Annotated in this window: 23 protein-coding genes; 8 read left to right on the top strand and 15 right to left on the bottom strand. The window is 72.2% G+C overall.

Annotation, left to right across the window (positions count from 1 at the left end; translation table 11 throughout):
* The first annotated feature begins 240 nt into the window (after positions 1–240).
* The 4 genes from ACH4FH_RS17080 to ACH4FH_RS17065 all read left to right on the top strand — a co-directional run bounded on the left by ACH4FH_RS17080 (position 241) and on the right by ACH4FH_RS17065 (position 5,632).
* Positions 241–2,067, top strand: coding sequence for an alkyl/aryl-sulfatase (locus tag ACH4FH_RS17080; RefSeq protein ID WP_398556635.1), 1,827 nt, complete (start codon positions 241–243; stop codon positions 2,065–2,067).
* Between the two features lie 69 nt (positions 2,068–2,136).
* Positions 2,137–2,916 (top strand): SDR family NAD(P)-dependent oxidoreductase, encoded by a 780-nt coding sequence (locus ACH4FH_RS17075; RefSeq protein WP_398556634.1) that lies wholly within the window; start codon positions 2,137–2,139, stop codon positions 2,914–2,916.
* 111 nt (positions 2,917–3,027) lie between these two features.
* Complete coding sequence (locus tag ACH4FH_RS17070; RefSeq protein WP_398556633.1) at positions 3,028–4,455, top strand: condensation domain-containing protein; 1,428 nt, start codon at positions 3,028–3,030, stop codon at positions 4,453–4,455.
* Positions 4,456–4,558: 103 nt separating this feature from the next.
* Complete coding sequence (locus tag ACH4FH_RS17065; RefSeq protein WP_398556632.1) at positions 4,559–5,632, top strand: enoyl-CoA hydratase/isomerase family protein; 1,074 nt, start codon at positions 4,559–4,561, stop codon at positions 5,630–5,632.
* A 46-nt stretch (positions 5,633–5,678) separates the two neighbouring features.
* Here the strand turns inward: ACH4FH_RS17065 and ACH4FH_RS17060 are convergent, their stop codons facing one another.
* From ACH4FH_RS17060 to ACH4FH_RS17035, 6 genes are all read right to left on the bottom strand, one after another.
* Positions 5,679–6,728, bottom strand: a complete 1,050-nt coding sequence (locus ACH4FH_RS17060; protein WP_398556631.1) for a serine hydrolase domain-containing protein — start codon at positions 6,726–6,728, stop codon at positions 5,679–5,681.
* On the bottom strand, positions 6,725–7,648 hold the full coding sequence (locus ACH4FH_RS17055) for a DUF6895 family protein (protein WP_398556630.1): 924 nt from the start codon (positions 7,646–7,648) through the stop codon (positions 6,725–6,727). The genes ACH4FH_RS17060 and ACH4FH_RS17055 overlap by 4 nt, the downstream gene beginning before the upstream one ends.
* A 19-nt stretch (positions 7,649–7,667) precedes the next feature.
* On the bottom strand, positions 7,668–8,624 hold the full coding sequence (locus tag ACH4FH_RS17050; protein WP_398556629.1) for a DUF6895 family protein: 957 nt from the start codon (positions 8,622–8,624) through the stop codon (positions 7,668–7,670).
* Positions 8,621–9,322: a hypothetical protein gene (locus tag ACH4FH_RS17045; RefSeq protein ID WP_398556628.1), complete on the bottom strand. Its 702-nt coding sequence runs from the start codon at positions 9,320–9,322 to the stop codon at positions 8,621–8,623. Before ACH4FH_RS17045 ends, ACH4FH_RS17050 begins: the two co-directional genes overlap by 4 nt.
* A 10-nt stretch (positions 9,323–9,332) precedes the next feature.
* Positions 9,333–9,512 carry a hypothetical protein gene (locus tag ACH4FH_RS17040; RefSeq protein WP_398556627.1) on the bottom strand — a complete coding sequence of 60 codons (180 nt, stop codon included), beginning with the start codon at positions 9,510–9,512 and terminating at the stop codon, positions 9,333–9,335.
* Between the two features lie 510 nt (positions 9,513–10,022).
* Positions 10,023–10,442, bottom strand: a complete 420-nt coding sequence (locus tag ACH4FH_RS17035) for a molybdopterin-binding protein (protein ID WP_398556626.1) — start codon at positions 10,440–10,442, stop codon at positions 10,023–10,025.
* A gap of 240 nt (positions 10,443–10,682) precedes the next feature.
* Between ACH4FH_RS17035 and ACH4FH_RS17030 the strand changes: the two genes are divergently transcribed.
* The 3 genes from ACH4FH_RS17030 to ACH4FH_RS17020 all read left to right on the top strand — a co-directional run bounded on the left by ACH4FH_RS17030 (position 10,683) and on the right by ACH4FH_RS17020 (position 14,065).
* Complete coding sequence (locus ACH4FH_RS17030; protein WP_398556625.1) at positions 10,683–11,078, top strand: molybdopterin-binding protein; 396 nt, start codon at positions 10,683–10,685, stop codon at positions 11,076–11,078.
* Between the two features lie 105 nt (positions 11,079–11,183).
* The gene (gene modA / locus ACH4FH_RS17025; RefSeq protein ID WP_398556624.1) at positions 11,184–11,978 is read left to right on the top strand and encodes a molybdate ABC transporter substrate-binding protein; all 795 of its coding nucleotides are present in this window, start codon (positions 11,184–11,186) and stop codon (positions 11,976–11,978) included.
* A 107-nt stretch (positions 11,979–12,085) separates the two neighbouring features.
* Positions 12,086–14,065, top strand: coding sequence for an ABC transporter permease (locus ACH4FH_RS17020; protein WP_398556623.1), 1,980 nt, complete (start codon positions 12,086–12,088; stop codon positions 14,063–14,065).
* 82 nt (positions 14,066–14,147) lie between these two features.
* Here the strand turns inward: ACH4FH_RS17020 and ACH4FH_RS17015 are convergent, their stop codons facing one another.
* From ACH4FH_RS17015 to ACH4FH_RS16975, 9 genes are all read right to left on the bottom strand, one after another.
* Positions 14,148–14,594 carry a nitroreductase family deazaflavin-dependent oxidoreductase gene (locus ACH4FH_RS17015; RefSeq protein WP_398556622.1) on the bottom strand — a complete coding sequence of 149 codons (447 nt, stop codon included), beginning with the start codon at positions 14,592–14,594 and terminating at the stop codon, positions 14,148–14,150.
* A 167-nt stretch (positions 14,595–14,761) separates the two neighbouring features.
* On the bottom strand, positions 14,762–15,247 hold the full coding sequence (locus tag ACH4FH_RS17010; protein WP_398556621.1) for a MarR family winged helix-turn-helix transcriptional regulator: 486 nt from the start codon (positions 15,245–15,247) through the stop codon (positions 14,762–14,764).
* Positions 15,248–15,429: 182 nt separating this feature from the next.
* Positions 15,430–16,890 (bottom strand): SulP family inorganic anion transporter, encoded by a 1,461-nt coding sequence (locus ACH4FH_RS17005; RefSeq protein ID WP_398556620.1) that lies wholly within the window; start codon positions 16,888–16,890, stop codon positions 15,430–15,432.
* An 8-nt stretch (positions 16,891–16,898) separates the two neighbouring features.
* On the bottom strand, positions 16,899–17,501 hold the full coding sequence (locus tag ACH4FH_RS17000; RefSeq protein ID WP_398556619.1) for a carbonic anhydrase: 603 nt from the start codon (positions 17,499–17,501) through the stop codon (positions 16,899–16,901).
* 91 nt (positions 17,502–17,592) lie between these two features.
* A complete protein-coding gene (locus ACH4FH_RS16995) occupies positions 17,593–18,012 on the bottom strand; it encodes a hypothetical protein (protein ID WP_398556618.1) in 420 nt (139 codons plus the stop codon).
* Between the two features lie 301 nt (positions 18,013–18,313).
* Positions 18,314–19,705, bottom strand: coding sequence for an MFS transporter (locus ACH4FH_RS16990; RefSeq protein WP_398556617.1), 1,392 nt, complete (start codon positions 19,703–19,705; stop codon positions 18,314–18,316).
* A gap of 97 nt (positions 19,706–19,802) precedes the next feature.
* Entirely contained in the window at positions 19,803–20,315 is a 513-nt protein-coding gene (locus ACH4FH_RS16985) for a hypothetical protein (RefSeq protein ID WP_398556616.1), read from the bottom strand.
* A gap of 20 nt (positions 20,316–20,335) precedes the next feature.
* Positions 20,336–21,586, bottom strand: a complete 1,251-nt coding sequence (locus tag ACH4FH_RS16980; RefSeq protein WP_398556615.1) for a hypothetical protein — start codon at positions 21,584–21,586, stop codon at positions 20,336–20,338.
* 116 nt (positions 21,587–21,702) lie between these two features.
* Positions 21,703–21,855, bottom strand: coding sequence for a hypothetical protein (locus ACH4FH_RS16975; RefSeq protein ID WP_398556614.1), 153 nt, complete (start codon positions 21,853–21,855; stop codon positions 21,703–21,705).
* A gap of 331 nt (positions 21,856–22,186) precedes the next feature.
* Here ACH4FH_RS16975 and ACH4FH_RS16970 point away from each other — a divergent pair, with 331 nt between their 5' ends.
* Positions 22,187–23,911 carry a hydrogenase maturation protein gene (locus ACH4FH_RS16970; RefSeq protein ID WP_398556613.1) on the top strand — a complete coding sequence of 575 codons (1,725 nt, stop codon included), beginning with the start codon at positions 22,187–22,189 and terminating at the stop codon, positions 23,909–23,911.
* The last annotated feature ends 5 nt before the right edge of the window (positions 23,912–23,916 follow it).

Raw genomic sequence — 23,916 nt, 5'->3', positions numbered from 1 at the left:
GTGCCGGCGGGCGACGGGCCGTCGTCACTGCGCCGGCCGGCTCTGTGGTCCATGTCAGGGATGGGGCGGGTGAGGCGTCGGCGTCCTCCCGCACGCGTATGCGCGAACCGGGCACAGTGGGGTAAATCGTGTTCAAGGGTCATCCGGCGGCGCCCTCCTGGGTGGCACGGCTGATCCCCGTGGCGGAGGCGCCGCCGACCCGCCGGACCACCGTCCTGCCACCCGGAGAGGTAGTGCCACGTGACTGCTGTGCCCGTCGATGACCACGCGGACTTCGCTGACGCCGACCGCGGATTCATCGCCGCGCTCGACCCGCCCCACGTCCTCGCGGCGGACGGCCGCGTGGTCTGGGACGCCGAGGCGTACGGGTTCCTGGCGGGCAACTGCCCTGATACGGCGAACGAGAGCCTGTGGCGCCAGGGCCGGCTGGTCAGCAGGCAGGGGCTGTACGAGGTGACGGAGGGCATCTACCAGCTCCGGGGGCTGGACCTGTCCAATATGACGCTGGTGGAGGGCGAGCACGGCGTCATCGTCATCGACCCGCTCCGCTCGGCCGAGACCGCGGCCGCGGGGCTGGAGCTCTACCGTCAGCACCGCGGCGACCGGCCGGTCACCGCGCTGATCTACTCGCACTCCCACGAAGACCACTTCGGCGGCGCGCGCGGCGTGCTGCCGCACGGCCAGGACCGGGTTCCGGTGCTGGCTCCCGCCGGCTTCCTGCGGCACGCGGCCGGCGAGAACGTCTACGCGGGGACGGCCAGGACCCGGCGCGCCGTCTACATGTACGGCACGGAGCTGCCCAAGGGGCCGGCCGGCCAGATCGGCTGCGGTCTGGGCACCACGACCTCCACCGGCACCCGCACCCTCATCCCACCCACCGTGGACATCACCAGCACCGGACAGGAGGAGATCGTCGACGGTGTGCACATCGTCTTCCAGCTGACGCCGGACACCGAGGCGCCGGCGGAGATGAACTTCTACTTCCCGGCGCACCAGGCGCTGTGCCTGGCGGAGAACGTCACCCACACCCTGCACGACATCCTCCCGCTGAGCGGTGCGGCCGTCCGCGACAGCAGGGCATGGGCGCACCGCCTCAACGAGGCCCTCGCGCTGTTCGGCGACGACGCGGAGATCGCCTTCGCCTCCCACCACTGGCCGACCTGGGGCAAGGAGCGGGTCGGCGGCCTGCTGACGCATCAGCGTGACCTCTACGCGTATCTGCACGACCAGACGCTGCGGCTGCTCAATCAGGGACTGACCGGCACGGAGATCGCGGAGGAGCTGCGGCTGCCGCCGGCGCTGGAGCGGGTGTGGGCCAACCGCGGCTATTACGGCTCGGTCAGCCACAACGCCAAGGCGATCTATCAGCGCTACATGGGCTGGTTCGACGGAAACCCCGCCCATCTCTGGGAGCACCCGCCGGTCGAGCAGGCCAAGCGCTACGTGCAGGTCCTGGGTGGCGTCGAGGCGGTGTGCGACGCGGGCAAGCGGCTCGCCGACGGCGGCGATCTGCGGTTCGCGGCCACTCTCCTCAATCACGCGGTCTTCGCCGACCCCGGCCATACGCGGGCCCGTCTGGAGCTGGCCGCGGTCTACGAGCGGCTGGGTCACGGCTGTGAGAACGGCACCTGGCGCAACTTCTATCTCACCGGGGCGATGGAGCTGCGCGGCACCCTCGCCGAGGTGCGCCCGGAGACGACCGGCCCGGAGATGGCCGTCGCGCTGACCGTCGACCAGCTCCTGGATTCACTCGCCATCCGGATCGACGGGCCCAGGGCCGCGGAGTTCACGCTCTCCTTCGACTGGTACGTCACCGATCAGGACCGCACCTGGCGCCTGGCGCTGTCCAACGGTGCGCTGACCCACCGCAGCTCGCCCGGCCCGCCGGGTCCGTCCGGGGAGCGGCGGCCGGACCTGACGCTGCGGCTCACCAAGGTCCAACTGCTCGGTCTGCTCGCCGGCCGGGGGACGGCCGAGGTCGAGCAGGAGGGGGACGCGGGGGCGCTGCAGCGGCTCATGAGCCTGCTCGTGGAGCCGAGCCCCGATTTCCCCGTCGTCACGCCCTGACCGGTCTCCCGCGAGACGAGGCTGCGTGTTAGGTTAGCCTTACCTAACCATGAATGCGAGGGGTGAGGCATGGGGGCAGGGGAGCTCTCCGGGCGGACGGCACTGGTCACCGGGGCCGGCGGCAGCGCGGGGGAGGCCGTGGCGCGACTGCTGGCAGATCACGGTGCGCGGGTGATCGCCGTGGACCGCGACGCGGACGGTATCGCCGCACTGCGATCCGCGTACGGCGCCGCGCGCATGACCACCCGCGCCGTCGACATCACCGACCGCGCCGCCGTCGAGAATCTGGTGGACGAGGCCGAGCGCACCGTCGGACCACTGGACATCCTCGTCAACGCCGCCGGCGTGCGGCGCGCCGCACCCGTCGTCGAACTCAGCGACCAGGACTGGGACGATCTCTTCGCGGTCAACACCACCGGCGTCTTCCATCTCTCCCGGGCGGTCGCCCGCCGCATGACCGCCCGCCGGGCCGGCAGCATCATCACGGTGGGCTCCCACCCCCTCGGCGTGCCCCGGGCCGGTCTGGCCGCGTACGCCGCCTCCAAGGCCGCTGCCGCGTTCTTCACCAAGTGCCTCGGCAACGAGCTGGCACCCAGTGGTGTGCGGTGCAACGTCGTCTCGCCGGGCGCCCCTCGGGGCACCGGGCCGCGGCGTCGCCCGGCCCCGGCGGGCACCGGTGGCTCCGCCCGCGGCGCGGCACGGACCACACAGGGGTCGGCCACGCGGCCAGGACCGACCGCCGAGACCCACGACCTCGCCGAAACCATCGCCTTCCTCGTCTCCGACCGCGCCCGCCACATCACCATGCACGATCTGCACGCCGACGGAGCCCTGGCGCTGCGCGCCTGACCACGGATGCGTGCCCGCGTCCGCCCGGCACCTCCGCCGCGTCGGCGGAGCCCGGCCGCAGGCGCCGTACCCCGTCCCGACACCCGCCCCGCACCAGCGAAAGGCCCTGTCATGGCGCTGCCCGTCACCGCCCCCTCCCCGACGCACACTCCGGACGCGGTGCGCGGGCACCGCGCCGCGGCAGCCGGACTGCCGCTCACCACCGCCCAGGCCGGTCTGTGGCGCAGACAGGCCCTCGACCCCGGCAGCCCCGCGCTGAACAGCGCCGAGTGCATCGAGATCCACGGCCCGCTGGACCCCGTGGTCTTCGCCGAAGCGCTCCACCGGACCGTCGGCGAAACCGACGCCCTGCGCGTACGCATCGAGGAAACCCCGCACGGCCCGCGGCAGTTGGCCCTGGCGATAGAAGCGCCCGGACACGGCTTCCCGCTCCAGATCGCGTCGCTCCTCGACCAGGGCGACCCCGACGCGGTCGCCGGCTCCTGGATGCGTGACGACCTCGGCCACCCCTTCGACCTCGGCGCGGGCCCCCTCTTCCGGCACGCCCTCTTCCAGGTCGGTGAGCGCCGCTGGCTCTGGTACCAGCGGGTGCACCGCCTCGCGCTGGACAGCTTCGGCCACGCGCTGGTCACCCGCCGGGCGGCCGAGATCTACAGTGCCCTCGCGGCGGGGGAGGAGGCCGGGGCCAGCCCCTTCGGGCGGCTCGCCGGCCTGGTCGCCGAGGACGCCGCCTACCGCACCTCCGAGGCGTACGCCGCCGACCGCGCCCACTGGAACCGCGTCCTGGCCGGCTGCCCCGAGACCCCCACCCTGGCCGGGCGCCGCGCTCTGCCGTCGCGCACCTTCCTGCGCCGCACCGTATGGATCAGCACCGAGGTCACCAGGCGGATCGAGGCGCTCGCCGGCGCCGTCCGCGCCACCTGGCCCGAAGTCCTCATCGCCGCCCAGGCGTGCTACCACGCCCGCGCCACCCGCACCGCCGACGTCGTGCTCGGCCTGCCGATGCGTGGCCGGATGAGCCCCGCGGCGCTACGGGTTCCCGGCACGGTCTCCCACGTACTGCCGCTGCGCCTCACCGTCGGCCCGCGGGCGACCTTCGCCGACCTCACCCGGCAGGTCGTCCTCGGTGTCCGCGCCGCCCGCCGCCACCAGCGCTACCCCTACGAGGACCTCCGCCGCGACCTCGGCAGGCCCGGCACGGCCGGGGCGCCGGCCGGCCCGCTGGTCAACGTCCTGCCCTTCGACCACGGGCCGGACTTCGCCGGAGCCCACTCCGACGCGCACAACCTGTCCGCGGGCCCGGTCGACGACCTCACCGTCCACGTCTACGACCGGGGCGACGCCGCCGGCCTGCGCATCGACCACGACGCCAACCCCGCCCTCTACGGCGAGCGGGAGCTGGCCGCCCACCAGGACCGGTTCCTCGACCTCCTCGGCCGGATCGCGGACACCGACCCGCACGCCCCGCTCCCCACCGGGGACGCGGCCCTCGCGCGGGTACCGCGGCGCGAGCGACACCCCGGGTATCTGGTGGAGTAGGGGGTGAGAAGGTCGCCCGCGTCCGCCGCGGGCGCGTCAGATCGGGAAGGAACCGACGAACCATGTGTGCCACTGCCGCACCCGCGTCGACCGGAGCGGGCCGATGAGCGACGACGACTCCGTACTCCTGCACACCGAAGGGCGGGCCGGATATCTCACCCTCAACCGGCCGCGCGCCCTCAACGCCCTCCACCACACCATGGTGCGCCGGATCGACGAGGCCCTGAGCGCATGGGAGCGGGACCCCGCCGTGGCGACCGTGGTGATCCGGGGAGCCGGTGAGCGGGGCCTCTGCGCCGGCGGCGACATCCGCAGCATCCACGACGACGTCCGCTCCGGCGGCGGGGCGGCCTCGAAGACCTTCTGGCGCGACGAGTACCACCTCAACGCCCGGATCGCCCGCTACCCCAAGCCGTACGTCGCCCTGATGGACGGCATCATCATGGGCGGCGGGGTCGGCGTCTCGGCCCACGGCTCCGTACGGATCGTCACCGAGCGCTCCCGCGTCGCCATGCCGGAGACCGGCATCGGCTTCGTGCCCGACGTCGGTGGGACGTACCTGCTGGCCCGCACCCCTGGTGAGCTGGGCACCCATCTCGCGCTCACCGGCGGCGAGATGGACGCGGGCGACGCGTTGCTGTGCGGGCTCGCCGACCACTTCCTCCCCGCCGAGCGGCTGCCGGAATTCACCGCCGCGCTCGCCGGTACGGACGTGGCCGAAGCGCTGCGGCAGCACACCGAGGTGGCCCCCGGCGGCGAACTGGCCGGACACCGCACGTGGATCGACAGCTGCTACGCGACCGACTCGGTCGAGGAGATCGTCGACCGGTTGGAGCGCAGCGGCGAACAGGCCGCCAAGCAGGCCGCGCAGACGCTTCTGAGCAGGTCGCCCACGGCGTTGAAGGTCACCCTCGCGGCACTGCGCAGGGCTCGCGCGCTCGACTCCCTGGAGCAGGTGCTCGACCAGGAGTTCCGCGTCTCGTGCACCGCGCTGACCGCGCCGGACCTCGTCGAGGGCGTCCGTGCGCAGATCGTCGACAAGGACCGCGCTCCGCGCTGGTCGCCGTCCCGGCTGAGCGAGGTGACTTCGGCGCAGGTCGAGCGCCACTTCCGGTCGCTGGGCGACGAGGAACTCGGCCTGGCCGGCGGCCCGGACGCCGGGACGGAGCCGGTCTGAAGCCACCCGGCGCCGCGGGTCGGCAGGGTTGCGGCCGGGGCCGGACTCAGACCGTGGAGTCCCCTGCGAGCGCGTACAGCAACTCGTAGGTGGTGTGCACCATGTGGCAGGTGCGGCCGCGGCGGGTGGCGGTGGCGGCGAGGCCGGTTCCGGAGGCGGGGTGGTAGCCGAGGAACGCCTGCTGGCCGAAGGTCGCCCCGACGTGGAAGAGCATCGGCCCGCCGGCGGCCGGATGCTGATACCAGGCCAGGGTGTGGGTGTGCCGGTGCCGCCAGCCGCGCCGCAGCAGCGGCACCTGCACATCGTGCAGTGGCTCACGCAGTGGCGTGTCCTCGGGGAAGAGGTGCGCTTCGAGGTAGGTGAGCAGATCGCCGGGGACCGCGCGGACGGCGCCGGCGGCGACGAAACCGGCCATGTCGGCACCGGCGACCGGCGTGCGGCCGTTCGTACGGTGGCCGATGGCGTCGGTCCCGGTGGTGCCGGGCGCCAGCGTGGTGCCGGTCAGTCCGAGGGGGCGCAGCACCCGGTCGGTGAGCAGCGTCGGGTAGTCCGCGCCCGCGGCCGCGCTCATCGCCGGGCCGAGCAGCGCAAGACCGAAGTTGGAGTAGTGCCAGCGGGTGCCGGGACGGTGCGGGAGCCGGGTGCGGGCGAACGTCCTGACCAGGCGCTCGGTGTCGTAGCCGGCGTAGCCGTTGCGGTAGGGGTGCAGCAGGGCGTCGGCCACCAGATCGCGGGGGATGCGCGGCAGCCCCGAGGTGTGCGTGGCCAGCTGCCGCAGGGTGATCCGGCGCAGGTCGGCGGAGACCGGCGGCAGGCCGGGCAGGTGGTCGGTGACCGCGTCGTCGAGGGACAGGACGCCGGATCGGGCGAGCGAGGCGAGCAGCAATACCGTGTACGTCTTGGAGAGCGAGCCCAGTTCGTAGCGCAGCGCCTCGCGCGGCATCGGCGGCGGGAGGGCGGTGCCTCCGCTGACGACGGTCCGCCGGCCGTGCCGGGTGATGGCCAGCACGACGTCCGGCGCGTCGATCTGCGCCAGCGCGTCCGTGAGGCGGTCGGTGAGGCGGTCCGCGAGGGCGGCGGGTCGCGGTGCGCTCATCGGACGGCGGACAGCGCCCGGGAGGTGGCCATGGCGGAGGCGAACGCGGCGACCAGGGTGGGGTGGTGCACCAGGTCGAAGACCTCCGCCGCGTCACCCTCCGGCATCTCGCGGTGAATGGGCATCGCACCGGAGGCGGACTGCGCGGCCGCGTACCGCTCCCACAGATCCGCGTCGAGCGTGGGCCGGGGCAGGCAGGCGTCGACGACGAGGAGTTCGCCCAGCAGATCCCAGTGTTCGAGGTCCGCCCAGTCCTCCATCCAGGCGGGCAGGTACAGCGCGAGATAGGAGGCGATGTCCGGGGGGATGCGGTCCGGCGCCTCACCCCAGTTGGTGAGGTGGAAGACGGTGTGGGTCAGGTCGTAGGCGATGTGCAGCTGGACCGTCCAGGGCTCGGGCATCCGGCCCAGCCAGGTGCGCGCCACGCTCTCGTCGAAGTCGCTGCTGGGTGTCAGGCCGAGCTTGCGTTCGGCGTTGAGCACTCCGAGGCGGCGGTTGGGCGCCATCTCCAGCGCCGACCAGGTGGTGGTCCGTCGGGCGACCTCCACGGCCTCCTCCAGACCGGGATGGCGGCGGCCCAGCTCGTGGAAGGTCGCATAGACCTCCAGCGGCACCGGCGAAAGGGGCTCTTCGTACTGGAGGGCCGCCAGCACGTTGCCCCCGTCCAGCAGCTCACGCCAGGCGAAGTCCAGCAGCGCTCCGGCGCGGGCGTGCTGCTTCGATCCCGCCACGCCCTCCCGGAAGAGCACATGCATGTTGAGCGCCAACTCCCCGATCGGCTTGAGCCGTTCGATCACCGCGCTGCCGGTGGCGCGGTCCTCGGTTGTCAGCCGGAAGTGGTCGCGGTGGTCGTCGAGCCAGGCCAGAGCCCGGTCGCCGACGGCGTGCAGCAACGCGGGGGGAGCGGCGGTCAGGGTCACGTGGGCTGCCTTCGCTTTCTCAAGGGGTCGCGGCCACCGCCACAACGGCACCGCCGTCCGCCGTGGCCTCGTCCGAGGCGATGCGGGCGAGGGTGCCGGCGAAGGCGGTCACCAAGGTCGAGTGGTAGCAGGCCGTGAACGCCTCGGCGCCGTCACCCGGACCGGGAGGCGCGCCGCCGATCTCGGGCACGCTGCCGTCGGGCGCCTGGGCGTCGGCCAGGCGCTGCCAGGCCACCGGGTCGTACGGAGCCGCGGGCAGGCAGGCCGTCACGGCCAGCAACTCACCCACCAGGTCCCACAGTTGCTCCTCCAGCCAGGTCTCCAGCCAGGCGGGCAACCACAGCCGCAGATACTCCGCGAGCTCCCCGGAGAGCTGTCCGCGGGCGCGCCCCCAGTCGGTGAGATGGAAGACGTCATGGGTCACGCCGTACGCCGCCTTGCGGTCCAGCGTCCACGGCTCGGGCATCGAGCCGAGCCCGGTGAGCTTCAGCACGGCGTCGAACGCGGCGTGCGGGCGCAGACCGATCCGCTGCTCCGCGTTGAGCACGCCGAGCGTACGGGTGTGGTCCTCGCGCGCGATCCGCCAGCTGCGCAGTCCGGTCGTCGCGGGCAGCAGCTCCTCCACGGCGGTGTTGCGCAGACCGGCCTGCGCGAACACCCCGTACAGCTCCACCGGATAGGTCGCCCGGGGCTCACCGCGGATCAGCTCGGCGAACAGCTCACCGTCCCGCGTCTCCTCCCAGGCGAAGGCGAACAGCCCGGCCGCCTGCTTCCGGACGGCGGCGCGGGGGTGCGACGTCCGGATCAGCTGGGTCAACTCCGCCAGTTCACCGAGGGGCTTGAGCGTCAGGTTGGGATCGGCGTCCGTCGTGACGTTCGGGGGCAGGCGGAAGTGTGCGCGTGCCCGCTCCAGCCACCCCAGACTGTCACCGACCATGCGGTCGAGCAGCTCCGGGGCGCCCCGGCCCCCGGTCACCCGCCCCGTCCGTAGAAGCGCCGGGCGGCCGCCACATGCAGCGTCACGCGGGCGTCGCCACCGCTCATCTGACGGACGAACACCAGCCCGGCATCGAGACCCAGCGAGGGCGGCGCCTCGGGCAGCCGGGCCAGCCAGCGTCCCAGTCCGGCCGCCTGCAGCCAGTCCCTGCGGCGAACTGCCCGGACGAAGCCGCGGGCAAGGTCGTCGGTGCGCGCCGCCAGGCTGTCGGCGAGCGTGGGCGCGAGGCCGGGGAGCGCGAGAGCGGCCAGTTGTGACACACGGTGAGAGAGTCTCGGCCACGGATCGGTGCTCACCCATGCCGCACCGGCGTGTGGCGCCTGTGGCCAATGGTCCGCGCCGCTGGGCAGGTAGGCGTGCGAGGCCTCGATCAGGCCGCGGTAACTCCACACCGACACCTCGGAGGCGTCGGTTCCCGGCGGGTAGGCCGCCAGGGCCTCCCGCACCACCGTTCTGTCGTCCTCGCCGCCGCGTACCGCCCGGTGGTCCAGCGCGTACGGCGCGAGCGCGTCGGCGCCGAGCACCCGGATCGCGGCCAGCGCCAAGGCATCGCCCTGGCGCAGAACTCGGGACAGCGCATAGGGGTCGCCCTCACCTCGGAGGGCGAGGGCGACTCCATGTGCGGCATCAGCGATCACAGCGCTCAGCGGGACTGCTCCCTGCGTCTGTTCAGCCAACGCCTGCCCCTTAGCGGGCGTCGGTCTTGGGGCGGGGGGTGGGGGGTGAGATAAGGAGCAGGGCTGCGAGGAGCAGTCCGCCGCCGCACTCCCGCGTGTCGCGGAAGACACCGTGGGGTTCGGCGGAGTCCAGCATGCCTTCGACCTCTGCGGTGAGAGCGGTCGTCTCCACCGTGCGGTCCGTCACCATACGATCATCTCCTTCTGTTGCGGAGTTCCAGCGTTACATCAGCCCTAATCGGTCGCAAACGGAAGAAACCGTCTCAGCGGTCTTCTTCGTGTCCTCCGGGTTGAACGAGGGGTCCGCTGCGCGCGGCACCGCTCGCGGTGGCCGGATCCAGGACCATCAACTCGCGTTCCCTCAAGGGTGGTTGAGTGCAATCGTGAGATTCGTCGATCGGCCCCGGGGCTGGTTCCACTGCGGGTGGGCTGCTTCGAATGTCCCCCGGATGGCCCCGTACTCCGACGCAGGAGAGTGGTGCCGGAGTCGGCCGATCGGGTCGCCGTGGCCCGTCGTGGACCCCTCGTTCCCTGACAACGGCCGGGCCCTGGCCCGCGCTCGAGCGGTCCGCTGCGCGACGCTCGACGCCACCGGTCGTGAACTCGACGTCCAACGGGGCGACTTGCTCACCCTCGGCGCGTGGTGAAGCGCTGTCGTGCGGTGGTGACGGGGCCGGGAAAGGCCGCGCGCCGCCGGGCGTCAAGGCGTGGCGAGGGCGATCTCGGTCGACTTGATGAGCGCGGTGACGGAGGAGTCGGGGGCCAGTCCCAGGTCGGTGACCGCGTCCTTGGTGATCGCGGCGGTCAGTACGCCGCCGGCGACGCTGACCTTGACGCGGGCCATCGCGCCGCCGCTGGTGACCTCGGTGACGGTGCCGGGGAGCCGGTTGCGGATGCTCAGCCCGTCGACCGCGCCGGTGGCCAGGGAGACCTCGGTGGACTTGATGAGCGCACGCACCGCGGAGTCCTCGGCCAGGCCCAGTTCCTCGGCCGACTCGCGGGTGATCGCCGCGGTGATCTCCTGGCCGCCCGCAAGGCGGACATGTACGGCCGCCATCACCTCGCCGGTCGTGACGGCGGTGACGGTGCCGGACAGCTGATTACGGATGCTCAGGCTCATGGGCTGCCTCGTCGCTGAGTGGAATACCGAATGAAGGGATAAGTGAGGGAAAGTTCAGTAATGCGCCATGCGTTCCCGCACTCTAGCCACCGCACCGCAACCGGGCCCGAGATCGCCGCGCCGCACCGGCGAGCGGCCCTCCGCTCCGCTTCGGACCTTCCTCCAACCGGGCTGGCGCATGCTATGGAGACTCGCCTCATACATTGCACATGCCAGCCGAAGGCGCATATCTTGTCGCACATGCAGTCCTACACGATTGGTCAGGCGGCGCGTCTGCTGGGCGTCAGCCCCGACACGGCCCGCCGCTGGGCGGACGCCGGCAAGGTCGCGACCCACCGCGACGAGGGCGGCCGCCGACTGATCGACGGCCGCGACCTGGCCGCCTTCTCCACCGAGATCGCCCAGGACGGCGCCGGCGAGGAAGACGCCTCCTACACCTCCGCGCGCAACGCCTTCCCCGGGATCGTCACAGCCGTCACACTCGGCGACGTGGCGGCGCAGGTCGAGATCCAGGCCGGGCCGCACCGGCTGGTCTCCCTGCTGACCCGGGAAGCGGTCGAGGAGCTGGGACTCGAAGTGGGCGTGCAGGCCACCGCCCGCGTGAAGTCCACCAGCGTGCACATCGACCGCACCTGAAACCCCCACCGCACGACCATTCCTCCGCAGCGGCGTCGCCGTCCCCGGCGCGGCTTTCCATCCGCTCGGGCGCGCTCCCGCGCCCGCGTAACAAGGAGTCACGCCATGTCCCCCGTAGTTCCGCGCCGCCGCGCCCTCGCAGCGATGGCTATCGCCGCCCTGCTCGTCCCGCTGGCCGCGTGCGGCAATGACAGTAAGAAGGACAGCGGTGAGGAGAAGTCCGGCGCCGCCCCGCGGACCGAGCTCACCGTGCTCGCCGCCTCCTCGCTGACCGATGTGTTCAAGACCGCCGGCGCCGCCTACGAGAAGGAGCACCCGGGCACGAAGCTGACGTTCTCCTTCGCCGGGTCGCAGGAACTCGCCGCCCAGGTCAAGCAGGGCGCCCCCGCGGACGCCCTGGTCACGGCCGACACCAAGACCATGGACGGGCTGAAGGCGGACGCCGGCCGGTCCACCGTCATCGCCAAGAACCGGCTGGTCATCGCGACCGGCGAGGGCAATCCCAAGAAGATCGGCGGGCTCAAGGACCTCACCGGCAGCAAGCTGAAGGTCGTCCTCGCCGCGCCGGAGGTTCCGGTCGGCCGCTACAGCAAGCAGGTGCTGGACGCCCAGAAGCTCAGCGTGCACCCGGTCTCCCAGGAGCCCAACGTCCGCGCGGTCCTCAGCAAGGTGGAACTCGGCGAGGCGGACGCCGGCATCGTCTACAAGACGGACGCCGCCACCGCCTCCGGCAAGGTCGACGCCGTCGACATCCCCGATGCGCAGAACGCCGTCGCCGCCTACCCGGCCGCGACCTTGAAGACGTCCGAGCACGGGGCCGCGGCGGCCGCGTTCGTGAAGTGGCTCAGCACGCCGGAGGCGCAGAAGATCCTTCGCCAGGCGGGCTTCCAGAAGCCGTAGCCGCACCCGCGCGCACGGCACTGTCCGGCTCGGGGGAGCGGACAGCGCCGTGCGGCGGCGCGCACCACAGGCCGTACCGCACACCGGCCCCGAACCCAGGAACTCCGATGAGACGCCCCCGCACTCCCGCCCGGCAACCGGCGGGCCGCTCCCGTGTCCCCGGAGCCGGTACGCCGGTCGCCCTCGCCCTGCCGGCGCTCCTGGCGATCGCCTTCCTGCTGCTCCCGCTGATCGGCATTCTCGCCCGTACCACCTGGAGTGACCTCGGCAGCCATCTGAGCACCCCGGGGGTCGTCGAGGCGGTCCGGTTGTCGCTGCTCGTCTCCTTCTGGGCGCTGGGGCTCTCCTTGGTGCTCGGAGTGCCGCTGGCCTGGCTGCTGGCGCGCGTCAACTTCCCCGGCAAGGCGCTGGTGCGCTCCCTTGTCCTGCTGCCCATGGTGCTGCCACCGACCGTCGGCGGCGTGGCCCTGCTCCTCGGCTTCGGCCGCCGCGGGCTCCTCGGGCCGTGGCTGGAGAACACGTTCGGGCTCACCCTGCCGTTCCACAGCTCCGGCGCGGTGGTCGCCGCCACCTTCGTCGCGATGCCGTTCCTCGTCATCAGCCTGGAGGGGGCGCTCGCCGGACTGCGGCCGAGCTACGAGGAGACCGCGGCCTCCCTCGGTGCCTCACCGGTGCGCGTCTTCTGCACCGTCACCCTCCCCATGGTCGCCCCCGGCCTGGCCGCCGGCGCCGCGCTGACCTGGGCACGGGCGCTCGGTGAATTCGGTGCCACCATCACCTTCGCGGGCAACCTGCCCGGCACCACCCAGACCCTGCCGCTTCAGGTCTATCTGCTGCTCCAGGACTCCCCGGAAGCCGCCACCTCGGTCTCCCTGCTGTTGCTCGCCATCGCGATGGGCGTCCTGGTGGCGCTGCGCGGTCGGTGGACCGCGGGCGCCGCCGACCGAGCGAGCCGGCGCCCCGCCGCACGCCCTGCCGAGGACGCCGACCTGCCGACGCCGCCCGCCGTCGGCCCCGCACTTCCCGCCGACGAACCCCTCGGGCCGCAAGAGCGTTGGCCGCTGCATGCCGACGTCACCGGCTTCACCCAGCTCACCCTCGACGCCGAAGCGGGCACCACCATCGCCGTGGTCGGACCCAACGGTGCCGGCAAGACCACCCTGTTGCGGGCCCTTCTCGGCCTGACCCCGCGAGCCCGTGCCACCCTGCGCCTGGGCGACAGCGATGTCTCCGCGGCGGCTCCGCACCGCCGCGGCGTCGCCTGGGTGCCGCAGGACGGCGCGCTCTTCCCGCACCTGTCCGCGCTGAGCAACACGGCGTACGGGCTGCGAGCGCACGGCGTCCCGCGTTCCGAGGCCCGCCGGCAGGCGCAGCGATGGCTCGACCGACTCGGCGTCGGCCCGCTGGCGCACCGCAGACCGGCCCAGCTCTCCGGAGGGCAGGCCCAACGCGTCGCTCTGGCAAGGGCGTTGGCCGCCCGGCCACGTCTGCTGCTCCTCGATGAGCCGCTCGCCGCCCTCGACCAGACGACCCGCGCCCACGTGCGCCACACTCTGCGCGGCCACCTCGCGGAGTTCGGCGGCGTCTGCCTGCTCGTGACCCACGACCCGGTCGAAGCGGTCTCCCTGGCGGACCGCGTACTGGTGCTCGACGGCGGCCGCGCCCTCCAGGACGCCACGCCCGCCGAGGTCACCCGGCACCCCCGTTCGCCGTGGGTGGCCCGGATGCTCGGCCGCAACGCCTGGCCGGGGGTCGCCGCCGGCGACGGCCTCAGCCTGGCCGGTGGCGGGCATCTCGTCGTCGCCGACCGGCTGCCCGAAGGGAACCGCGGCCTGGCGATCATCGCGCCCGAGGCAGTATCCGTCCACGTCACCAGGCCCGCGGGCAGTCCCCGCAACGTCTGGCCGGGCACCGTCCGCGAGATCACCACCGCCGGCAGCCGGCTGCGTGTCCTGGTGACCTCGCCCGAGGCCCCCGATCTCGTCGCCGAGATCACTCCGCAGGCCGCGCTCGAACTCGGCCTCGCCGACGGGGTTTCCGTATGGACCAGCGTCAAGGCCACGGAGGTCTCGCTGGTCACGCTGTGAGGGGGCGGCACGCGGGTGGGTTGCTCCGGCCGGCGCTCGACCGGCGCACCGCCCCTGCCCGTCGTGCGGGCGCTGTCCCCGGTCAGTGCGGCGTGGGCGCCGGGGCCAGGACGAAGACGGGAATCTCGCGGTCCGTCTTCTTCTGGTAGTCGTCGTAGTCGGGGTACGCCTCCACGGCGCGGCCCCACCACAGGGCCTTCTCCTCCCCGGTGACCTCACGGGCAGTCATGTCCTGCCGCACCGGCCCGTCCTGAAGCTCCACCCGGGGGTCGGCGACGACGTTGTGATACCAGACGGGGTGCTCGGGGGCGCCGCCGAGGGAAGCGACCACGGCGTAGGTGCCGTCGTGCTCCACCCGCATCAGCGGACTCTTGCGGATCTTGCCGCTCTTGGCTCCCCGGGTGGTCAGAATGACGACGGGCATTCCCCGCATCGTCGTCCCTTCCTTGCCGCCGGAGCTCTCGTACGACGTGACCTGGTCACGTACCCACTGGGTCGGGCTCGGCTCGTACTCACCCTGAAGAGGCATGCTGCGCGTCCCATCTGCGAGGTCTTGCGTCGGTCCATCGTGGCCCCGGCGATCCGCGGTCCTGGCCGCCACGACCTTCGCTCAACGACCGGGGGCATCGCAATCATTCCGCCCCCGCCGTCGTGTCGGCACTGGCATGCCCCGGAACAGCGGGCGCGGGCAGACGGTCACCGGTCTTGGCCCGCGCCCTGCCTGGCGACGTTGTCGGTCATCCTGCGCAGGACCTTGAGCGCGGTGACGTAGTCCTCGTCGGTGATGCCCTCATGGATCTCCGCCCGCAGGTCGATCACGAGCTGCTTGATACGGGCTTTGGCGGTGCGCCCGGAGTCCGTGAGCGACAGGCGATGGTCGGTGCCGATGGTGAGCCAGCCGCGGTGCAGCAGTTGGTCGATGGCGCGAGCGATCTCCTGCGGGCCGTCCCCGACGTGCGCGAGCTGCTCGATGACCTCCTCGCGAACCGGCCCGTCGCCGGCGTCCGCGCGGTTGAGGGTCCACCACTGCGGCTGGGCGACATCGATGCGGGCCATCTCGTCGCGTATCCGCCCGATGACCGCCCGGTGGGCCAGACCGCTCCAGTACCCGATGGGCTGGGTGGCGAGGTCGTCGTCCGTGGCGGCCGGGTCGGCGGGGGTGAGCACGGTCCTCTGGTCCATGAGCCGTCGATCCCTACGCTGGAGCGGTTGGTATGGGGCGACGCTAGGACCTCAACTGCGGTAGAGGTCAACAAAGGTCGTGAACGGCAGCTGCCCGCCTGCCGGGTGAGCCGGCAGGCGGGCAGGTCGGCGCGCTCGTCACCGAGTGGGAGAGGGGCTGTCGGCCCCCGCGTCCCGCTCCGTCACGCGACGAGCTCCTGGGTCCGCAGGTTGCGCTGGTGCTGTTCGGCCCAGTTGGTCAGGGCCGCTCCACACGCGTGGTCGAGATGGCGCAGGCCGCTGAGGTCGAGATCCACCTCTCGGTCGGCGGGCAGCGCTTCGAGCTGGTCGAGGAGCTTGGGCAGCCGCAGGAACGTGGCGTTGCCGAGCACCCGTACGTGCACCGGGCCCCCGTCCTTCGGGTCGTCGATCTCCAGGTGGATGTGGGAGGTCTCCCACGCGGTCTTGGCGACGGCCAACAGCAGTCCGATGAGGACGCCTTCGAACATGTTGATCAACACGATCGACAGGGCGGTGACGAACAGCACCACCGCCTCGCCACGGTGTTCGCGCCACAGCGGACGCAGTTCGCGCAGCGGTATGAGCTTGCAGCCCGCGTGGACCAGGACGCCGGCCAGCGCCGCGATCGGCACCACGCCGAGCGCTGCCGGGAACGCCGCGGCGAACACCAGCAGCCAGACGCCGTGCAGCACACGCGATGCCTTGGTCTTGGCCCCCGCCTGCACGTTGGCGGCACTGCGCACGATGACAGCGGTCATCGGCAGCGCGCCGAGGATGCCGCAGACGGCGTTACCGGCACCCTGGGCCATCAGCTCCTTGTCGTAGTTCGTACGCGGCCCGTCATGCAGCCGGTCGACCGCGGCGGCACTGAAGAGGGACTCGGCGGAGGCGATCAGCGCGAAGGCGAGCACCGTGCCGATCACACCCACCTCGGTCAGCCGGCCGATGTCGGACAGACCGGGCGGCTGGATCGCGTCCAGCAGGCCACTGACCTGGACGCGGTCGACGGGCAGATCCAGCACCCATACCGCGACGGTCGCCAGCGCGACAGCGGCCAGCGGCGCGGGCAGGACGCGTGCGGCGCGCCGCCAGCGGGGCCACAGCACCAGGACGGCGATGGTGCTGACACCGATGGCGAGCGCGGCCAGTGCGGGGCCCGACCGGACGGTGGCGGTGAAGAGCTGCGGCAGGGCGCCGATGTTGGCCAGCCCGCTGCCGGGGGCCTTGGCGTCCGCGAGAGCGTAGAGCTGACCGGCGATCAGCACCAGCCCGATGCCGGCGAGCATGCCCTGGACGACGGCGACCGAGATGGCCCGGAACCAGCGCCCGAGCTTGAGGGCGCCCATGGCCAGTTGCAGCGCGCCGGCTGCCAGCACCAGCGCGCCGAGCGCGCCGATGCCGTACTCCTTGACCGCCTCGAAGACGAGCACGGTCAGGCCGGCGGCGGGGCCGCTGACCTGAAGGCTGCTGCCGGGCAGCAGGCCGGTGAGCAGGCCGCCGACGATGCCGGTGACGAGCCCCAGCTCGGCCGGGACTCCGGAGGCGACCGCCACGCCGACGCACAGCGGGACGGCGACGAGGAAGACGACGAGGGACGCGGTGAAGTCCGCCCGGAAGGGGGCGAGACGCTTCGTGAGCTGCATGCCGGCCCTCACAGGGGGAGGAAGGAGTCGGTGGCCGTCGAATGCGCCGACACCATGCCGGTGTGCACTTCGTAGAACCAGCCGTGCAGGTTCACCTCGCCGGCGTCCAGGCGTTCGCGCACGCAGGGGTATCCGCGCAGCCGGTCCAGCTGTTCGCACACATGCTGCTGGACCGCGGCCTCGACCGTCGGCCCGGTGTCCTTGGGCAGTCCGTCGGAGAGCTGTTGCGCGAGCCATTCGCGGACCGCGGGGACGCCGGCCAGGTCGGCACCGCTGGTCTTCGCGCTGACGGCGCCGCAGTGCGAGTGGCCGCACACCACGATGTCGGCGACTTCGAGTACCCGCATCGCGTACTCGATGGTGGCGGTCTCGCCGCTGGCCGGCATGCCCTCGCGGTAGACGGGCACGGCGTTGCCGGCGGTCCGCAGTTCGAAGAGTTCGCCGGGCCGCGCCCCGGTGATCAGGGACGGCACGACACGTGAGTCGGAGCAGGTGATGAACAGGGCGAGGGGCGACTGGCCTTCGGCGAGCCGGCCGTAGCGCTCCCGATCTTCGCGCCGGTCTGCGATACGGGCCGTCAGGCCCCGGGCATGCGTGATGAAGGTCTCCATGAGGAGGTCTCCTGCTGAGAGTTAAGGCCACTGGGAGGGTGGCTGGAACGTGCTGTGGTGCGGGCGGGTGGCGAGGCCACCGCGGCACTCCTCAGCAGCGGAAGACGCAGTGCAGGACCGGGAGTTCGAAGGGTCTGAAGGCGCTGGTGTCCCATCCGTCGACCGGCGGGCATCCCGCCACGGGCGCGGAGACGGACGTCGCGTCCGTACGGCAGGGCGGCAGCAGCCGGCCGGTGTGCTGGGGTATGCCCACGGGGTTGCGCGCGACGCGGCGGGGCTGGCCGCGTTCCGCTTCGCGCTCGGCGCTGTCCTCGCCGCTGTCGTACTGATCGACGGCGGGTGCGGCCCCCGACGGCTTGAGCGCGGCGCCCGCCGGGACCGCGGGCGTCGTCGCGGCGGGGGCGGTTGTCGCGCTGCCCAGGAGAAACGCGAGAATGACCAGGAGTGCGGTCAGCGGAATGCGGCACAGGCGGATGACCGGTATGCCCGGTGCGCCGCTGTCCTTCCGCATCATCGCCCTCCGCGTCGGCCTGCCGACGGGGTGGCAAGCTGAGTGATCACTGGGATCCGGCCCGTCATGGGGGATCATCCACATGGTTAAAGCTGCCCCAATAGTGCAGCATCCAGGTTTCCGGCGTGATAACGAGAAATGACGCCATCTTCAGGTTCTTGTGGCATCTGGCAAGAACGAGTCTGTCTGCCGGGCACCGGACGTCCACTCGGCGCGGGGGCGCGGACCACCGGGCAGAAGCCGGCGGCGGTCCGGCATCCCGTGCGCGGGCGGCGCCGCTCGCTGCCGCCGGCCGGGGCGTTCACGGCTGTCCCGCGGGCTCGGGCGGGCGGCTGACGGTGTCCGCGGGACGGGCCGCCAGGGCGAGCACCGGCACGATCGCCAGTGCGAGGATCCCGCCGGTGAACGCGAGGGTCGGATAGCCGCCGAGCACGACGACCAGCCCGGAGGACAGGCCCCCGGCGGCGCCGGCGATCGCGAGGCCCACATCCACCAGTCCCTGCGCCGAGGCACGGCGGGCGGGCGGCAGCGCGTCGGTGACGATGGCGGTGCCACTGATCAGGCCGAAGTTCCAGCCCAGGCCCAGCAGCACCAGCGCGGTGGCCAGCGCGGGGAGGGAGTGCGCCGGAGCCAGGGCGGCCAGCACTCCGGCGACGAGCAGCGTCAGACCGGAGGCAGCGGCCATCCACAATCGGCCGATCCGGTCGACGAGCAGGCCGGTGAGTGGGGACGGCAGGAACATCGCCCCCACATGCAGGGCGATGACGAGGCCGGCGGCCTGGGTGTCGTGGCCGTGCGCGCGCATGTGCACGGGCGTCATCGTCATGACCGCGATCATCACCAGCTGACCGATCACCATGACGGTGGTGCCGATGGCCACTCCGCGTCGCTGCGCACGCGTCGCGGGCAGCCCCCCTGAGACGTTCGGGGCAACTGGGGCCGCTGCGTCTCCGGCCGGCTCCGTGCCCGGCGCGGTGGTGGCGGGCGACGGCGCCGCATTGGACCGCGGGCGCACCGGAGGCAGCGGATCGGGGCGCAGAAAACAGGCCAGCACCACCGCGGCCGCTCCGAAGGCGACGACGGCCAGCGCAAAGGGCCCTGCGAGCCGGGGGATGCCCCAGACGTGGGCGAATTCCCCCGTCACCGTCACCAGGTTGGGGCCGACGACCGCGCCGAGCGTGGTGGCGAAAAGTACGGTGCTGACCGCGCGCCCACGGCGCTCGGGCGAGGCCCGGTCCGCTCCCGCGTACCGCGCCATCAGGCCGGTGGCGGTTCCGGCCCCGTAGACGAGCAGCGCCAGGAACAGCAGCGGCGCGCTGCCGACCGCCGCGGCCGCCACGACACCGAGGCTGCCGAGGGAGCCGACGGCGTAGCCGAGGGCGAGTCCGGGCCGCCGGCCGTGGCGCAGGCAGACCTGGCCGATGCCGACCGCGCCGAGGGCTGCTCCCGCGGTGAACAGGGCACTTGGCACACCGGCCATACCGGTCGAGCCGAGCATCTCCTCGGCGAGCAGGGCACCGACGGTGATCCCGGCCGCGAGCCCCGCGCCGCTGAGGATCTGGGCCAGCACCAGGACCGTCAGAATGCGGCGTTGTTCGGGAGCGTCTCCGGCCGCGGACGACTTCCGGGCCTGCGGCCCTTGCGCGTCCGCGGGGGCGGCGTGCGGTGACGGGGCGCCGTTCCGAGCCCTCATGGTTCCTTCCCTGCGGTGACGGACGGGGTGGTGCTGCGGGTATGACGGCGGCGGCCGGTCGCGGGCGGTAACGCCGGCGAGCCTTCCGGCGGCACTGTTATGCCGCCGCCATGGGTTCCAGCGCCGCGATCTCCGTGAGCGACAGGCCCATCTGCCGGTGAAGGAAGCGGACGATCGTCCAGTGCGGCAGTGCGTCCTCGTCGAACGCGCCGAACTCCCGGCAGTACAACGGGATCCAGCGTAGGGCCTCCTCGATGGCCTGCTCCCGGCCCGGCTCCTGCTGGTAGTCCTCGTAGGCGATGCTGCGGTGTTCGATGAAGAAGTGCCCCGGCAGCCGCTCCTCGCACAGCCGGCGGTATTCGCGGGTCTGCAGGATGAGGTAGTGCCAGATCTCGTCGATGTCCTGCTCGACCGGCAGGAACAGCCCGCCGAGCTGCTCATGGTGGCGCGAGACGAGATACAGATAGCGCAGGCATTCGGTGACCTGGCGCGTCACGAACTCCCGTGGCTCATCGCTCCTGGCGGCGAAGTACGCCACCACCTCGGCGTGCAGCGCGTCGCCGAGCAGGGCGGTGAGGTCGTCGACGGATGTCTGCGGCTGGCTGGTCATGGTGCTCCTGTCCGGGCGGGTCAGTCGTCGGGTCGGTCGTCGTTCGCGAGCCAGGCGTACTTCCCCGACGGCCCGATGGGGAGATGCGCCCGGTGATCGAGCCGGCAGCGGCGGCCGGTCAGCTCCCCGACTCCGCTCTCCAGCGCTTCGGCCTCGGCCGGTGGGACGGGCGCTCCGTTGAAGGTCGTGTACGCGAGCCGGGCCTCGCGCTCGCCGGTGACGCGCAGTTGGTGGAGGAAGACCTGCGGCGACGCGGCGCTGACGCACCGATCGAGGTCCCCCTGTGCCACCGGACCGTGCGGCGAGGCGAGCAATTCCTTTTCCCGGCCGCAGAATTGGGAGATCTTGGTGGGATCGGGCGTGCCGTCCGTGGTGCGTACGCAGTCTCCGGAGCGGTACCGGATCAGCGGCATATGGGGGTTGCGCACGCTGGAGACGATGAGCTGGTAAATCGTGCTCTCCGGGGCGACCGGCAGGAGTTCGACGCTCATCCTGTCCAGATACGGCCAGTAGCGGCCCCGCTGGTCGCTGAAGAAGAGATAGCCGAGTTCGGTGCTGCCGAACAGGTCGATGATCGGGCAGGCGAAGTGCTGCTGCAGGAAGCGCCGGACGTTCACCGGGGTGTACTCGTAGGCGTGGACGATGCTTGCGGGCGGCGGAAAGGCGTCCCACAGGCCCCATTCACCGACCTTCCGCACGAGATGCGCGAGGTGGTAGCCGGAGCAGTCGAGGTGGTACCAGCCGTGGGGATGCGCATCCGCGGCCGTGCGGATCTCCCGCAGCATCCGCTCCACCTCCGCGCGCTCCCACAGCGCCGGGTCGAGCCGCAGATTGAGATAGCAGGTGCGCTCGTCGAGCCACCGGTCGTCGAGGGCGGGCACGGGCTGCGGGTCCACGCCGCGCTTCTTGGCGTTCACCCGGGCCACGTGTTCCGTCGCGAGGACGGTGGTCAGTGACACCCGCCGGCAGCCCGCCTCCCACGTCTTGGCGAGGTCGGGGTGCTCGCTCCACAACTGGTAGTAGGAGCGCAGGAGGAAATACGGGGGCCGGATGATCTGCATACGGGCGTGATTGGTGCCCGTGGAGAGCACGAATTCCGCCTCGCCGGCCTCCAGCGCCGCGGCCAGCCGGGGCGTCATCCAGTTGTCGGGGAAGCCGCGCGCGATCTCCGGCTTGTCGAGCAGGGGGAAGTGCCCCTGCTCCAGCGACCTGCGGTAGATCGGGATGTCGCGGATCTGCTCGATGATCTCGGCAGTCGGCTGACCGTCCATGGAATTCCTCTGGAGGGCTCGGGAAAGAGGTGCTTCGTGGGGGCCGTCGGACGTCGCACCCGGGGCGGGCCGGCGGTCGGAACCGTCTGGCCCGCCCCGGGCCGGTCAACGGCCGGTCAGGAGATGCAGCCGGTCTTGGGCGTGGCGCTGATGCAGCCGCTCTTCGGTGCGGAACTGATGCAGCCGTCCTTCGCCGCCTGTGCCGAGTTGGCGGCGAGCCACCCCCGCCAGACGTCGTCCTGGGCCATCTTCTTGATGAGCTGCTCCATGCGGTACCTCCGAGAAGAGTCGGGACATGCGGCGCTGACCTGCACTGATGCCGCAGCACCGAACGTAAAAGAATTGCCAACCGAATGTCAACAAAAGGCAATGTCGATGCGGTGGGAACCGGGGCCCGTGCGCCAACTTTGGCGAATTCCGACCAAGATGATCAACGAAGGGAACCAGTTGACGGCCGGTCAGAACGGGCGGAGGGAGGGCGTCGTTGCGCCGCACGGCGGCCATCGATCGGGTGACCCGCCGCGCCGGTCCGACGGCCCCTGCCCCCGGTGGGAAACGATCGGGACCGGTTCACCGGTACCAGCTCCACGGGGGTCTGCTGTGCGCATTCTGCTCATCGCCGGCGCGTTCAACAGCCTGACGCAACGCGTCCATGCCGAACTCACCGACCGCGGGCACCACATCAGCGTGGAGCTGGCCGGCCGGGACACCCCCCTCGCGGCCGTCACACGCCGCCACGACCCCGACCTGATCGTGGCGCCGATGCTCAAGACCGCCATTGCGCGCGAGGTCTGGAGCGCCTACACCTGCCTGATCGTGCACCCCGGCCCGCTCGGCGACCGCGGCCCCTCCTCGGTGGACTGGGCGGTCCACCTGGGGGAGACCCGATGGGGCGTGACGGTGCTGCAGGCCAACGACGAGATGGACGCCGGAGACATCTGGGCCTCCGTCGAATGCCCCGTCCCCGAGGTGGGCAAGAGCGACCTCTACCGCAACGAGATCGCGGACGCGGCGATCGAGGCGGTCCTGTCGGCCGTCGCACGCTTCGCCTCCGCCACCTACCGGCCGCGGCCGCAGGACACCCTTCCGGCCGCCGAGAAGACCGGTCGTACCCGGCCGCCGATGCGCCAGGACGTACGCCGCATCGACTGGAGCGACCCGACGGAAACCGTCGTCCGCACACTGCGCGCCGCCGACTCGCAGCCCGGGGTGCGCGACGAACTGCTCGGCGCGCCGTGGTTCCTGCACGGCGGCCACCCCGAGGACACCCTGACGGGCGAGCCGGGCGCACTGCTCGCCACCCGGTGCGGCGCGATCTGCCGCGCGACCGGCGACGGCGCGGTCTGGATCCCGGAACTGAGGCCGCCCCGCCGCCCGGGGGAGCCCGCCACGTTCAAACTGCCCGCGACACTCGCCCTCGGCGACCGCCTGCCACCGCTGCCCGAGCTACCGGCCCCCCTGGACCCGGGCCTAGAGGCCCGCACCTGGAGCGACATCCGCTACCGGGAGGACGGCCCGGTCGGGTTCCTCGGCTTCTCTTTCCCCGGCGGCGCGATGAGCACCGACCACTGCCGGCGCCTGCTCGACGCCTATCGCCACGCCTGCTCACGGCCGACCTCCGTGCTGGTCCTCGGCGGCGGCCGCGACTTCTTCTCCAACGGCATCCACCTGAACGTCATCGAGGCCGCGGCCGATCCCGCCGAGGAGTCGTGGGCCAACATCAACGCGATGGACGACCTGGTGCAGGCCGTCCTGACCACGACGGACCGGTGGGTGGTCTCGGCGCTCGGCGGCAACGCCGCGGCCGGCGGGGTCATGCTGGCCCTCGCCGCCGATGAGGTCTGGTGCCGCTCGGCGGTGGTGCTCAACCCCCACTACCGGCTGATGGGGTTGTACGGCTCGGAGTACTGGACCTACTCCCTCCCCGGGCGGGTCGGCCCCGAAGCCGCCGCCCGGCTCACCGAGCGGGCCCTGCCGCTCACCGCGGCGGCCGGGCAGCGGATCGGTCTCGTGGACCGGACCATCGACTGCGCCCCGCAGGAATTCACCGACCGGACCGCCGCACTCGCCAACCGCCTGGCGTCGGCGCCCGCCCTCCAGTCACACATCGCCGCCAAGAAGGACCGGCGCGAACGCGACGAGGCGGACAAGCCGCTCGCCGCCTATCGCGACCACGAGCTGGCCCGGATGCACACCATCTTCTTCGACCCGGCCCAGCCCTACCACGCCCTGCGCCGAGCCTTCGTCCGCAAGGAATCTCCGGCCGGCACGCCGCCTCACCTCGACGCCAACGCCTCTGCCGCCACGAAGAGCCGGCTGCCGTAACGCGA

The sequence above is a fragment of the Streptomyces sp. NPDC017993 genome (assembly GCF_044328065.1).
GTDB lineage: Bacteria > Actinomycetota > Actinomycetes > Streptomycetales > Streptomycetaceae > Streptomyces.
The sequence above is the reverse complement of the archived record's forward strand: the minus strand, read 5'-3'. Positions and strand labels throughout refer to the sequence as shown.